Here is a 13,153-nt window from a genome sequence, read left to right on the forward strand (position 1 = left end):
GTTGTGACTTCAACCACGAGCAATCACGACGGCTGGCCGCCTCTTGCCCTTGCGCGCGTTGACCAGCGGTACGCATTGGTGGTCATCCCGGTAGATCACCTCGCATTCATAGCACTGTATGCACTCGCGGTAGTTGATCCGCCCGTCCGGTTCGATCGCCCCGATACCGCAGCGGCGCGCGCAGAGCTGGCAGGGGCTGCCGCACTCGGCGCGACGCGGCAGCCAGCGCAGCAGGTGAACGCGGCCCAGCACCGCGAAGCAGGCGCCCAGCGGGCAGAGGTAGCGGCAGAAGAACTTGTGCACGAAGAGTCCGCCGAACAGCAGCGCCAACGCATAGAGCACGAACGGCCACTCACGAACGAAACCGAGGGTGATCGCGGTCTTGAACGGCTCCACCTCGGCAGCACGCTCGGCGCCACTGATCGACCAGAAGCTGAGCACGATCAGCCCGGTCAGGATCAGGTATTTGAGGAGCCAGAGCCGGCGGTGCAGGCGGAACGGGATGCGCCGTTGGCGAATCTTCACCAGGCTGGCCAGCTCCGCCGCCATCTCCTGCAGCACTCCGAACGGGCAAAGCCAGCCACAGAAGTAGCCGCGTCCCCAGAGCACCAGCGTCAGCAGCACATAGCTCCAGAGGATGCAGATCACCGGGTCGAGTAGCAGCACCGAGGCGCTGGCATCGCCGCCGATCACCTGCAAGATGGCGAAGACGTTGGTGATCGATAGCTGCCCCTGGGTGATGTAGCCAATGAATATCAGCGTGTAGAGCAGGTATCCCCAGCGGATCAGCCGGAAGCGGCGGGCGTCCTGCGTGACCCAGCGGTGCCCGAAGATGATGGCCGTCAGAATCCCGAGGCCAAGTAGCAAAACCGCGATGCGGCTGAGGTGCTGATGCCAAATCTTCAACCAGAGCGGGTCCGCCGGCTCGGAGTGGTCCGCCTCGATGCTGAAGAGGCGCTCGGGCAACCGGTAATCCTGCCCGAAGCGACGAATCTCGTCGGGCTGCAAATACCCTTGCGGACGGTTGACGACCAGCGACAGCTTCCAGCTCGACGCCGGATCGAAGCCGGCACCGGCCTTGACACGGAACAGCACGAACTCATCGAAACGCGGCATGCCGGCACGGTGCAGCGACTCGAGCTGCTGCGGCTCCAGCGCATTGAAGAAGTCCATGTCGCGCAACTCGATCTGCACCCCGTTCTGATCCAGCGCGAGCCGGTCGGAAGGCGTCCCGCGGGTGAAGTCCTCGCCGAGGACGGAGTAAGGGCCCTGGTTCATCACGGCGATCACATGATCGCCCGGCTCCAGGCTCTCCTCCATCAGGCGCTTGTAGAGGGTCTCGCCCAGCAGATAGCGGCCGATGGTCGGTACGTTCAGATAGGCGAACTGCAGATTGGCGAACAGCGGGCCGGCTTCGTAGCGATAGGGCACGGGCGTCTCGATGTTGGCGCTGCCGAAAGCCGTTTCCACCGTCGCTTCCGGCACCTGCAAGGACCCTGTCCAGCGCTGCCCGAGCAGCTGCTGCCAGTCGGTCGTCTCGAGCAGATCCTCGCGCACGCGTGCCGCGGGTTTGCGTTTCGCAATGATCCCGGTCTCCTGCGCCACCTGCAGGGCGGACTGGATCACCGTCTCGTTCAGCACCACCGCCGATACCGTGGCCTTGCTGATGCCATCGATGTAGACATTGCTGCCGCTATGCTTGTCGCGCACGGTGGCGCTGGTGAGCTTGATCGGATGGCGCAGGTCCAGTCCCATGTACTGGCGCGTGAACTCATGCATCGGCCCGGTACCCAGGCCATGCAGGAAGATCGGCTCATGCTGTTCGAGCACCTGCACACCGCGGTACCTACCGTCACGGTCGATGCCGATCAGCAGTTGGAACGGGACACCGGAGAAGCCGGGGAGCTGCACATAATCGCCTGACAGGAAGGCATAACCGATTAGCTCCGTAACCTGATACACCGGCCACACGCGTGGGCTTTCGAGTTGCGGCATGATCTCGGTCGCTTCCGGGAAGATCGTCTGAATCAGTTCCGGGAGATCCTGTTCGCCACCCTCGACCTCGCTGGCCCCGGCGTGGGTGATGGCCAGTACCATCAACAACAATGCCAGCAATGGTGTCTTGAGTGACTTTAGCATTCCGTGCTCCTCATTTATTGTTCTATATCGATTAATCCTGACACCAAGTTGGAATTGTGACCAAGGGTCGATAGAACTGACCGGATTGCTACTTTCGAACCATTTCTTGATGAGCGGGATTTTTCTTTCTTCTGTTGAAGAGTTAATCAGAACGCTCGGCAAGGGAGCAGCGCTAATGATTGTATCGGTTAATCTCAGGCTGATGCTTGTGGCTGGCAAGGCATGCCTTTTCCTTCGGAAGGGGGCGACTTGGAGACTGCAAATTACGTGGTCGACTTGACCACTCAGGTTGCTGCCTGAAAGCGGGTTGATTATTGATGTTGGGGATAGCTCAAGATGGCTGATCAGATGGTGCAGTCAGAGCCTCGTAAATACAGTGATCTATAGCCAGCGACGAGGCGTAGCATAAAGCTCCTCAGATACTGTTGTGATTTATTTTTCAGGGCCGTGGATGTTGGTCTGCCAGTACAGCGCGAGAATGACCAGACCAGCAATGACAGGCAAGAAATATTTCCTTTCGCGACGAAAAAGGAAAACTTGCTCGCCTACTAAATGCTATCAGTAGATAGTCATCGTTCATGTTCTGGGGTGAGAATGAATTAGCATTCTGGCAGGGGGAGTCGTATGTTTGCCCTCCAGCCTGTCAGTAAGGGGCATTCGACGCGAAACGGATGTTTGGATGGGTGTACCACAGTTGCCCCTTGCAACAGGGCTGCGGAACGGAGTGACTCCGTCATGCCAGCCGCTTCAGCACTTTTTCCACGGCCAGTATTGCGCCTTCCATATAGCCCGCCTGATCGCCTCCCGCTTCACTGCCAATCAGCCGGATGCGATCTTTCCACACCGACTCGAAGACGTTGCCGAGATCGTGCATGCCGTGCCATCCCGGTGGTGCCTGGTCAGCCTCGGTCGCGGTGAAGGGCTCCGCCGCCCAGTCCTGGATGAAGTCCTCGATGGGGGTGGTGGCCTGTTCGCCGAACAGGTGCGTCAGCTGCGCGCGGCACCGCGCCTTCAGCTCTGCATCGGCCAGCGTGCGCCGGTGCATCGCTCCGATAGCGAAGAAGCCGAACAGCGCTGCGCCCTCGGTGTTGCAGGCGTCATGTATTTCGCCCAGGGGACCGATGCTGCTGAAGGCATTCCCCGCGAGTCCTTGATCGCGCCAGAACGGGCGAGCGTAGCGGGCCACGTACTTGGCGTGCGCAGCCATCCAGGTCGGCACCGCGGCGAGTCGCTGTCGCTCGGACTCCCGCAGATCGGGATTGAAAACGATCCGGCTGAGCACGCGTGGAGGTACAGCCAGCCACAGCTGGCTGTAGTTCGCTTCCAGCGTATGGCGCCTTGGCTGCAGCAGGGCCAGCTGGACGCGTTCGCCGTCCAGGCGCGCGGCGGTCAGTTCGCTGTCCAGATGCAGCTGCCCTGGGGGCAGCAGGGCGGCCAACGCGTCTGTCAATCGTGCGCTGCCGCCTTCGATGCGCATGGCCAGGTTGCCTGACCGATAGCCGACGCGACGCATCACCCCGATCGGCCAGCGCTCCACCAGCGTCTCCCCGGTTTCGTACTGCTCGAAGGTGGCGATGTCCAGCCCGGCGAGCAGCGCCTGGATCCGCGGCTGGAAATCGGGCCAGAACCAGGTGGGGCCCAGGTCGAAACTACCGCTCGCGGTCGACAGGATGCGCCCTCCCAGGCGGCTTCGTGCCTCGAACAGATCGAAGGCAATGCCGGCCTGGTGCAGACGGAAGGCGGCATAGAGCCCCGCCAATCCGCCGCCGACGATGGCGATCTTTTGGGTAGACATGGATGGGACCCGCTAGACGATGAGCCGGGCGCCCCATGGGGCGCCCGGTCTGTTTCAGGCCTGGTCGAATGCCGAGACGGCGTCGAAGACCCGGGCGCTATAGGTCAGCGCGGCGCCGGCGTTCAGCGCAATGGCCACGCCGAGCGCTTCGGCGATTTCCTCGCGGGTGGCACCGTGCTTCAACGCGGCCTGGCTATGGACGGAGATGCAGCCGTCACAACGGGTGGTGACCGCCACCGCGAGCGCAATCAGCTCATGGATTTTCGGCTCCAGGTGCCTGGCCGGTGCGCTGCCGATCGTGTTCAGGCCGCGCATGGTTTCCGGGGCGAGCTCGGCGAACTCGCCGACGCGGCCCATCAGGCTGGTGAAGTATTGGTTCCAGTTCTTCATCTTGCGGTCTCCTCTCAGCTGCGGCCGGCGGTGACGCCGCCATCGACCGGCAGCACCGTGCCGGTGATCCACGAGGCCTCGTCCGAGGCGAAGAACAGAATCGCTTCGGCCACATCGGCCGGCTGGCCGTTGCGCCCCAGCGGGTGGAAGGCGTTGAAGGTGGGCAGCACCTCCTTGACCTGATCGGCGTCCATGAAGGTGCCGTAGACCGGGGTTTCGACCACCGCCGGGGCAACGGTATTGATGCGGATGTTCGAGCTCGCCAGTTCGATGGCCAGGTTGCGGGTCAGGGCGTGCACGCCCGCGTTGGCCGCGGAATAGGCAGCCGAGGGCGTGGCGCCGATGGCCTGGATCGCCCACAGAGAACCGGTCTGCACGATGACGCCGCCACCCCGTTGCAGCATGGCCTTGGCCGCGGCCTGGGCCATGAAGAACTTGCCCTTGAGGATGGTGTCGAGGAACCAGTCGTACTCCTCCGGGTTCACTTCCAGGAAGGGCTTCGGACTGAACACGCCGGCGTTATTGACCAGGATGTCCACGCCGCCGAACTCGCGGATCGCGAGAGCCACCAGCGCCTGGGCGGTGGCTGGCAGCGCGATGTCGCCGGCCAGGGTGCGCACATGCGTGCCGCTGGGGTCGATTTCGCGCGCGGCCCGGGCCAGCTTGTCGGCATCACGCCCGCCGATGACCACGGACGCTCCGGCGGCCACCAGTCGCAGGGCAACCTCTTTGCCAATCCCCGAACCACCGCCGGTGATGATGGCGACCTTGTTAGAAAAACTTTTCATTAGGCGACTCCTCAGTCAAGCTGGTCGGAACGTGGTGTCAGTTTGGCAAGACTTCCTGATAGTCCGGATACGCTGTATCTTCGCTGTGTCGTAGCGCTTGCCTGGGATGCATTGTCGGTTTGTTGGCGCCTCCTCACAACGCACGAGTTCTTGTCATTCAGCAAAGAAAATCTTTATATGACGACGCCCGCCTATCTCAATGCACTACGCGCTTTCGAAGCCGCCGCCAGGCACCGGAGCTTTTCTGCCGCCGCCGCCGAACTGAACGTCACGCCGGCTGCGGTGGGGCAGCAGGTACGCAACCTGGAGTCTTGGCTGGGCATCGCGCTGTTCGCGCGGGCGGGCAGCGGCTCGGCACGCCTGGTACTCACGGAGGCGGCGCGTGCGGCGCTGCCGGACATCCGCGAGGGGTTCGAGCGGCTGTCGGTGGGGCTGAGCCGACTGAAGGACGCCAGCGTGCATGCCGGGCTGACCATTACGGTGAGCCCGGCCTTCGCCGCGAAGTGGCTGCTGCCGCGCATCGAGCGCTTCCAGCAGGCCTACCCCGACTTGGACGTGCTGCTGGATACCAACGCGCGCTCGGTGGACTTCCTGGCCGAGCGCATCGACGTGGGGGTTCGCTACGGTGCCGGCAAATGGCCGGGACTCACCGCCATGCCTCTGATGGACGAGGTCATCTTCCCGGTGTGCTCACCGCACTTCCCGCTGCTGGTCGACGGCCGGCTGCCGGCCGATGCGTTGGAGCGCTGTCCCCTGATCCATGACCTGTCCATGGGCAGCGACCCGGACTACCCGACCTGGCGGATGTGGCTGGATGCGGCGGGGCACCCGCAGATCAAGGCCGACCACGGTTTGCGTATCAACAACTCGGCGGCGGTATTGCAGGCGGCGATCGACGGCCAGGGCCTGGCCCTGGCGCGCAGCGTGATGGTGAAGGACGACCTCGAGGCCGGGCGCCTGATCCGGCCTTTTGCCGACAAGGGGCTGGATTGTCCGCTGACCCAGGCCTACTACGTTGTCTATCGCCCCGAGTGTGGCGAGCTGGCCAAGGTGCAGGCCTTCCGCGACTGGTTGCTCGGCGAGGCCGGCAAGCCCGGGTCAGAAGCCTAGATCCGGTGCGGCGTCCTTGATCCACAGGCGGGCGCCCTGCGTGCCGGCCTGAATCTCCAGGGCAGTGCCCGCCGGCACGCGCATCCAGCTCAGAGGCCCCAGGACGGCATCGTTGCCCGTGAGCTCGCCTTGCAGGAGCAGCAGCTCCAGCCCACGCGAGTTGGCCAGCCGGATACCGGCGCCGGGCGGCAGATCTTCCAGCCAGACGCGTTCATGCTCGCTTGCGAACAGCAGCTGGTTGCCCTGGGCGTTCAGGGGCACGACGCAGCGCTGCTGGTCCTGGCGGTGAAACTGGCGCAGGCGCACGAAGATCATGCAGCCCTCGCCGGAGCCTGGAGCGTGCCGGCTGCCCGGTGGATTGCGCACATAGCTGCCGGCGGGGTAGCGGCCATGCTCGTCCTCGAACACGCCCTCCAGCACCAGAAACTCCTCGCCACCCGCATGAGAGTGCGCACTGAAGTGGCTCCCCGGTGCATAGCGCACCAGGGTGGTGGCGCGCGCCTGTTCGCCGCCGACGCGGTACAGGGGACGCCTGTCGACCCCGGCCTGAGGGCTGGGAATCCAGGGCAGGCGGGCGCCGTGTATCACGGCAGGCATTGCTGGATCGGCATTCAGGCGTTCCGGAATCACAGCTCTGCCCGCCCGCCGTCCACCACGATTTCTGCCCCGAGCATGTAGCTGGACGCATCGCTGGCGAGGAACAGCACGGCGGCGGCGATCTCCTCCGCGCGTCCCATGCGCCCGATGGGCGCCTGTGCGCCGACCCGGGCTGCATAGGCGCGGTAGTCCTCGTCGCTCTGCCCCGGCTGATGGTGGATCGGTGTTTCGATCGTCCCGGGACTGACCGCATTCACCCGGATGCCGCGCTCCAGCAGTTCGGCAGACAGGGTGCGCGCGAAGGAGCGCACGGCCGCCTTCGAGGCGGACAGCAGCGCCCGGCCGGGGGCGCCGACTTGGTTCAGCCAGGAGGTGTTGAGAATGATCGAACTACCGGAGCGCATGATCGGCTCCACGGCCTGCAGCGAGAAGAACAGTCCCTTCACGTTGATATCCATCAGGCCGTCGTACTGGGCTTCAGTGGTGCTGGCCAGCGGTGTGCCATAGGCCACGCCGGCGTTGGCGAAGAAGATATCCAGGCCGCCGAACGCCTGCTGCACGGTGTGGGCCATGTGCTGCAGATCGTCCCGGGAGCGCACATCGGCGACCAGCGTCAGCACGTCGGGGCCGAGCGCCTTGCGCGCCTCTTCGAGTTTCGCGACGTCGCGCCCGCTGATGGCGACACGCGCTCCGTTGTCGCGCAACAGTTTTGCCGTGGCTAGGCCGATACCGGAGTTGCCGCCGGTGATCAGCGCTGCCTTGCCCTTGAGCATGTGAATTTCTCCTGCGGCGGAGGAGGGTCGGATCTCCAGCCCTACGCCCAATTCATGAAGTCGAGCCATGCGCTCACGACCTGCGCGAGACGCACAGGAGACGTATCGGCCCCGACTGCCTGTTACACCTGGAATCGGCGTAATGATCAGGAACAGAGAGACATTCGGCGACAGAATTAATCTTTCGAATCTGGATAGAAAATCTTTGTTGTTTGGCCGTTGCTGCGATTGAAGAATCGACCTTGCTCCTCGAGAAATCTGGCTATTGCTATGCGCTGGATTCTAGAGGCGAAAAGATTTTCTACTGGAGGCGCAGGGCGTGGATGAGTGACGAAACGACGCATGCGGTGGCTGGAGCGGGGCGGGCGGGCTGGCTCCTGCCCGCAATCTTGAGCCTGCTGGCCTTTGCCGCGAACTCGATCTTCTGCCGTCTGGCGCTGATGCATGGCGACATCGATCCGGAGTCCTTCACTGCGCTGCGATTGTTCAGTGGAGGGGTGTTCCTGCTCTGCCTGGCCAGACTGCGTACCCCGTCCCAGGCCATCGGCGGTAGCTGGAAGGGCAGCCTGTCACTCTTCATCTACGCGTACCTGTTTTCCATCGCCTACGTGGAGCTTGGCGCGGGTGTCGGGGCACTCATACTGTTCGGTGCTGTGCAGGTCACCATGTTCCTGTGCGGCTGGCTCAGGGGCGAGCGCTTTCAGCCGAGGGTCATGTTCGGGATGCTGGCCGCCTTCGCTGGACTGCTCGCTCTCCTCCTGCCGGGGGCCGATGCCCCTCCGCTGGACAGTGCGCTGATCATGGTCGCTTCGGGAGCCGCCTGGGGCGTGTACTCGCTGATCGGCAAGGGCTCTGCCAATCCCCTGGCGGACACTGCTGGCAACTTCCTGCGTAGCCTCCCGCTGCCGCTCCTGCCGCTCCTGATCGTCATCGTGCACGGAGGCCTGCATATCAGCCCGGCGGGCGTGCTGTATGCGTTGGGCTCAGGGGTGCTCGCCTCGGGGGTCGGTTACGCCATCTGGTACCAGGTGGTCAGACAGATCAGCTCGCATCAGGCGGCCACGCTCCAGCTCAGCGTACCGGTCATCGCCTCTCTCGTCGGCGTTCTCCTGCTCGGCGAGCCCATCTCCCTGCGGCTCACGCTCATCTCGATCATCGTGCTGGCTGGCGTCGGTGTGGCTCTCATGCCGGCTCGATCGCGCTTGCCAAGCAGCGACAAGGGGGATGCTATAGCAGGCGGCGGAAAAATCTTGCGTTCACCCCTGGGTAATCGTGGCAAAGACTGCTCGGCGCACCGACGCTGAGCGACGCATACGTGGTGTATACCCTATCCAGACAGGCCGGAACCCGACCCCGAGCGTCTGGATAGGGTCCACCTTCTGCATTGTTCGACACCTTTCTGACAATGCCATAGAGGCCAGCCATACAGATGCGCGGCGGTATCCGCGCATCGGCCAGCCCGGTGCAGGCGACTGAAAAGCCGCTGGATGACACGCTACTTCAAGCAACAACGGGAAGGTTCAGGCCACCTGTTTCTGCCGCGAGCCAATCAGCTGGGTCAGCCCCTGGAACCAGATCACCAGCGCCGGGTTGCCGCTGATCTGGATGTCCTTGTTCTGGATGCCCTGCATGAAGGCCAGTTGCTTGTTCGCCGCGGCGAGGGTGGCGAAGCCGTAGGAGGCGTTGCGGAAGGTGATGCTGAACGCCGGTTGCGCCACCGTGCCGGCGGCGCTGCGGATGCGCTGGTCCTTGACGATGAAGTGGCGGGCGATCTTGCCGTCGCGGGTCTGCAGCTGGAACACCAGGTCGCGGTCGACCAGTTGTTCGCGGAATTCGGGGTTGCTGCGGCTGGCGCCCGCCAGCAGGCGGCCCAGCAACCAGAGCAGGAGACGGAATTTCACGGCGACACCTCGCGAGTCTGGCAGGAGAGCCCGAAGTCTAGCGCGTCGCACGTCCGGTGGAAGCTGCCTGCGCCACGAATCGGCAAGCGCCCGGGCGGCTGTCTGGCGGTGACGCGAGCCCCGGAGCCGTGCGGCTCCGGGGTCGCCGGCTCAGTTGACGGCGTCCTTCAGCGCCTTGCCCGGCTTGAAGGACACGGTGTTGCTGGCGCGGATCTTGACCGGCTCGCCGGTCTGCGGGTTCTTGCCCATGCGCGCACCGCGATGGCGCTGCAGGAAGGTGCCGAACCCGACCAGGGTGACGCTGTCCTGCTGGTTCAGAGCGGTGGTGATCTGTTCGAGCATCGCGTTGAGCACGCGGTTGGCCTGCTCCTTGCTGAGGTCGGCTTTTTCCGCGACGACGGCGGCGAGTTCCGGTTTACGCATACATGCCTCTTGAGTTTGTTCTTGTTGTCGAGATGCAGCCTGGCCGACGAGCTTCCCGCTCGCCGGAGCCGAACCAGCGCCGTACGGCAACGGGGGAAACCCGCCGGACAGGCTCTGGCATGCGGCTGACCGCTGAAGAATGGCACGCCCTCCCCGACCACGCCAGCCCTTGTGGCCGCCACGGCCTCAGCCAATGGTCGCAGGCGGCCGGCGCGCCCAGGCGGGTCCGCGCGGCATGCTAGACTCGCCGCTGGTTTTCCGCTGCCGTGTTCCGCCGTGTCCCAGACTACTCCCGCCAGCCCCGCATGGCTTGCCACCGACCGCCTCAGCCCTGCCCCCAGCCGCCGCGAACTCGACTGGCTGAACGAGCAGGGCTCGCTGACCCTGCGCCTGACCGCCCTTGGCGCCGACACCTTCGCTGTCGTGCCGCTGCTCGAAGGCTGGCACGGCCTGCGCGACGACGAGTGCGCCGCCCTCGGCGTGCCCGCCGGCAGCGAGGGTTGGGTGCGCGAGGTCTACCTGCTCGGCCATGACCAGCCCTGGGTGTTCGCCCGCAGCGTGGCGGCGCGCAGCGCGCTGCAGCGCCACTCCTTCGCCCTCGACCGCCTCGGCAGCACCTCGCTCGGTCACCTGCTGTTCCGCGACCCGGCCTTCAGCCGCCAGCCGATTGAGGCCTGCCGCTATCCCGCCGCCCTGCTGCCGGCGGCGGTGCGCAGCGACGGCCTGTGGGGGCGCCGCTCGCTGTTCTGCCAGGGTCCGCTCGGCGTGCTGGTCGCCGAGGTGTTCCTGCCGGCGCTGTGGCAGGCCGACGCCGACGCAGTCCCGCCGAGCCCCCGGCGCGGCTGAGCGCTGCGCGAGCTCAGCGCGCCTTGAGCAGCGCTGCGACCTCGTCGGCGCTGAGCACCTTGCCCACCGACACCACCTTGTCGTCGATGGCCAGCGCCGGGGTGGACATCACCCCATGGGCGGCGATCTCGGCGAAGTCGGTGACCTTGAGCACGTCCGCCTCGAGGCCGAGGCTGGCCAGCGCCGCCTGGGTGTTTTCGCCGAGGGTGACGCACTTCTTGCAGCCGGAGCCGAGGATCTTGATCTGCATGGAACTCTCCCGAGGGGTCAGATGAACAGGTAGGCGAAGCTGTTGAACAGATAGCCGATCAGCACGATGCCGACCAGCACGATGGCGAAGAACAGCGCCAGCAGCGGCGGCGCCACCACCTTCCTGAGCATGATCAGCGACGGCAGCGACAGCGCGGTCACCGCCATCATGAACGCCAGCGCGGTGCCCAGACCGACGCCCTTGGCCACCAGTGCCTCGGCGATCGGCAGGGTGCCGAAGATGTCGGCGTACATCGGCACGCCGACCAGCGCCGCCAGCGGCACCGACCACCAGCGATCCTCGCCGAGCAACGCGCCGATCAGCTCGGCGGGAATCCAGTTGTGGATCGCCGCGCCGATGCCCACGCCGATCAGGATGTACAGCCACACCCGCTGGATGATCTCGCCCACCTGCTCGGCGCAGAAGGCCAGCCGCTCGCGGCGGGTCGGTTGTGCCTGCTCGATGTCCAGCTGCGGGGCGTTGCGCACGAATTCGGCGACATGCCGCTCCATGCGCGCGCGGCCGATCAGCGTGCCGCCGAGCACCGCCAGGACGATGCCGATCAGCACATAGGCAATCGCGATCGACCAGTTGAAGATGCTCGCCAGCAGGATCACCGAGGCCAGGTCGACCAGCGGCGAGGAGATCAGGAAGGAGAAGGTCACCGCCAGCGGCAGACCCGAGCCGGTGAAGCCGATGAACAGCGGGATCGACGAGCAGGAGCAGAACGGCGTGACCGTGCCGAGCAGCGCGCCCATCACATTGGCGCGAAACCCCTGCAGGCCGCCGAGGATGCGCCGGGTACGCTCGGGCGGAAAGTAGCTCTGCACCCAGGAGATGGCGAAGATCAGCACCGACAGCAGGATGAAGATCTTGATCACGTCGTAGATGAAGAAGTGCACGCTGGCGCCGACCCGGCTGGCCATGTCCAGACCGAGGCCGTCCTCGACCAGCATGCGCACCAGCGCGGCCAACCAGTCCATGCGCAGCAGCTGGTCATTCAGCCACTGAAAGATTTCCATGCGATGACTCTCTCAGCGGCGCGGAAGGGCGCGCTCGTACCAGGCGCGGCTGTTGTTGACCATGCGTACCAGCCACAGCATCACCGGCACCTCGATCAGCACGCCGACCACGGTGGCCAGCGCCGCGCCGGAGTCGAAGCCATAGAGCACGATGGCCACCGCCACCGCCAGCTCGAAGAAGTTGGAGGCGCCGATCATGGTCGCCGGGCCGGCCACGTCGTGGCGCACCTGGAAGCGGCGGCACAGCCAGTAGCCGAGCGCGGCGATGAACAGGGTCTGCAGCAGGATCGGCACCGCCAGCAGGCCGATCACCAGCGGCTGCGCGACGATCGCCTCGCCCTGGAAGGAGAACAGCAGCACCAGGGTGGCGAGCAGGGCGAGGATGGAGAACGGCGAGACCTTCGCCAGCGCCGCCTGGAAGGTCGCCTCGCCGCGCCTCATCAATTGGGCGCGGATGAACTGGGCGATGGCCAGCGGAATGACGATGTACATCAGCACCGACAGCAGCAGGGTGTCCCACGGCACCGGAATCGACGACACGCCGAGCAGCAGAGCGACGATCGGCGCGAAGGCGAACACCATGACCAGGTCGTTGAGCGCCACCTGGGTCAGGGTGAAGTTGGCGTTGCCGTTGCACAGGTTGCTCCACACGAACACCATCGCCGTGCAGGGCGCGGCGCCGAGCAGGATCAGCCCGGCCATGTAGCTGTCCAGCTCGCCGGCCGGGAGCCAGTCGGCGAACAGCACCTTGACGAACAGCCAGCCGATCAGCGCCATGGAAAACGGCTTGACCGCCCAGTTGACGAACAGGGTGATGCCCATGCCGGCCTTCTGCTCGCGCACCTCGTGCAGGGCGGCGAAGTCGATCTTCATCAGCATGGGGATGATCATCACCCAGATCAGCACGCCGACCGGGATGTTGACCTGGGCCACCTCCAGCGCGCCGACCCCGTGGGCCACGGCCGGGGCATGGAGGCCGAGCAGGGTGCCGCCGACGATGCACAGGAACACCCAGAGGGTCAGGTAGCGCTCGAAGAAGCCGAGCGGGGCGCCGGCGGCCTGCCGGGCCGCCACTTCACAGGGACTGGACATCGATATTTCCTTCCTTTCTTGCAGATG

14 protein-coding genes are annotated in these 13,153 nt (G+C 65.0%); 3 read left to right on the forward strand and 11 right to left on the reverse strand.

Features of this window, described 5'->3' with window-relative positions; genetic code table 11:
• Positions 1-9 precede the first annotated feature (9 nt).
• The 4 genes from BMZ19_RS17515 to BMZ19_RS17530 all read right to left on the reverse strand — a co-directional run bounded on the left by BMZ19_RS17515 (position 10) and on the right by BMZ19_RS17530 (position 5,112).
• A complete protein-coding gene (locus tag BMZ19_RS17515) occupies positions 10-2,139 on the reverse strand; it encodes a NosR/NirI family protein (protein WP_090312872.1) in 2,130 nt (709 codons plus the stop codon).
• A gap of 733 nt (positions 2,140-2,872) precedes the next feature.
• The gene (locus tag BMZ19_RS17520; RefSeq protein WP_090312873.1) at positions 2,873-3,934 is read right to left on the reverse strand and encodes a flavin monoamine oxidase family protein; all 1,062 of its coding nucleotides are present in this window, start codon (positions 3,932-3,934) and stop codon (positions 2,873-2,875) included.
• 54 nt (positions 3,935-3,988) lie between these two features.
• On the reverse strand, positions 3,989-4,324 hold the full coding sequence (locus BMZ19_RS17525) for a carboxymuconolactone decarboxylase family protein (RefSeq protein ID WP_090312874.1): 336 nt from the start codon (positions 4,322-4,324) through the stop codon (positions 3,989-3,991).
• A gap of 14 nt (positions 4,325-4,338) precedes the next feature.
• Positions 4,339-5,112, reverse strand: coding sequence for an SDR family NAD(P)-dependent oxidoreductase (locus tag BMZ19_RS17530; protein ID WP_090312875.1), 774 nt, complete (start codon positions 5,110-5,112; stop codon positions 4,339-4,341).
• A gap of 177 nt (positions 5,113-5,289) precedes the next feature.
• On the opposite strand from BMZ19_RS17530, the gene gcvA reads away from it, so the two are divergent.
• Positions 5,290-6,222, forward strand: a complete 933-nt coding sequence (gene gcvA / locus BMZ19_RS17535; protein WP_090312876.1) for a transcriptional regulator GcvA — start codon at positions 5,290-5,292, stop codon at positions 6,220-6,222.
• Here gcvA and BMZ19_RS17540 read toward each other — a convergent pair.
• Both BMZ19_RS17540 and BMZ19_RS17545 read right to left on the reverse strand, forming a co-directional pair.
• Positions 6,211-6,819, reverse strand: coding sequence for a cupin domain-containing protein (locus BMZ19_RS17540; protein WP_170847801.1), 609 nt, complete (start codon positions 6,817-6,819; stop codon positions 6,211-6,213). The two genes, gcvA and BMZ19_RS17540, sit on opposite strands and share 12 nt — an antisense overlap.
• Before the next feature lie 29 nt (positions 6,820-6,848).
• On the reverse strand, positions 6,849-7,592 hold the full coding sequence (locus tag BMZ19_RS17545; protein ID WP_090312878.1) for an SDR family oxidoreductase: 744 nt from the start codon (positions 7,590-7,592) through the stop codon (positions 6,849-6,851).
• A 323-nt stretch (positions 7,593-7,915) separates the two neighbouring features.
• Between BMZ19_RS17545 and BMZ19_RS17550 the strand changes: the two genes are divergently transcribed.
• Positions 7,916-8,896 carry a DMT family transporter gene (locus BMZ19_RS17550; protein WP_090312935.1) on the forward strand — a complete coding sequence of 327 codons (981 nt, stop codon included), beginning with the start codon at positions 7,916-7,918 and terminating at the stop codon, positions 8,894-8,896.
• Between the two features lie 216 nt (positions 8,897-9,112).
• Here BMZ19_RS17550 and BMZ19_RS17555 read toward each other — a convergent pair whose 3' ends face one another.
• Positions 9,113-9,493: a helicase gene (locus BMZ19_RS17555; protein WP_090312879.1), complete on the reverse strand. Its 381-nt coding sequence runs from the start codon at positions 9,491-9,493 to the stop codon at positions 9,113-9,115.
• Between the two features lie 150 nt (positions 9,494-9,643).
• Positions 9,644-9,916, reverse strand: coding sequence for an HU family DNA-binding protein (locus tag BMZ19_RS17560; RefSeq protein WP_090312880.1), 273 nt, complete (start codon positions 9,914-9,916; stop codon positions 9,644-9,646).
• Positions 9,917-10,192: 276 nt separating this feature from the next.
• Here BMZ19_RS17560 and BMZ19_RS17565 point away from each other — a divergent pair, with 276 nt between their 5' ends.
• Positions 10,193-10,762: a chorismate--pyruvate lyase family protein gene (locus BMZ19_RS17565; protein WP_090312881.1), complete on the forward strand. Its 570-nt coding sequence runs from the start codon at positions 10,193-10,195 to the stop codon at positions 10,760-10,762.
• 13 nt (positions 10,763-10,775) lie between these two features.
• On the opposite strand, the gene BMZ19_RS17570 is transcribed toward BMZ19_RS17565, so the two are convergent.
• Genes BMZ19_RS17570 through arsB form a run of 3 tightly spaced genes read right to left on the reverse strand, consistent with a single transcriptional unit; the run spans position 10,776 to position 13,126 of the window.
• On the reverse strand, positions 10,776-11,012 hold the full coding sequence (locus tag BMZ19_RS17570; RefSeq protein ID WP_090312882.1) for a thioredoxin family protein: 237 nt from the start codon (positions 11,010-11,012) through the stop codon (positions 10,776-10,778).
• Positions 11,013-11,029: 17 nt separating this feature from the next.
• Positions 11,030-12,034 carry a permease gene (locus tag BMZ19_RS17575; protein WP_090312883.1) on the reverse strand — a complete coding sequence of 335 codons (1,005 nt, stop codon included), beginning with the start codon at positions 12,032-12,034 and terminating at the stop codon, positions 11,030-11,032.
• Positions 12,035-12,046: 12 nt separating this feature from the next.
• The gene (gene arsB / locus BMZ19_RS17580; protein ID WP_090312884.1) at positions 12,047-13,126 is read right to left on the reverse strand and encodes an ACR3 family arsenite efflux transporter; all 1,080 of its coding nucleotides are present in this window, start codon (positions 13,124-13,126) and stop codon (positions 12,047-12,049) included.
• Between the last annotated feature and the right edge of the window lie 27 nt (positions 13,127-13,153).

It is taken from the genome of Pseudomonas linyingensis (genome assembly GCF_900109175.1).
GTDB lineage: Bacteria > Pseudomonadota > Gammaproteobacteria > Pseudomonadales > Pseudomonadaceae > Geopseudomonas > Geopseudomonas linyingensis.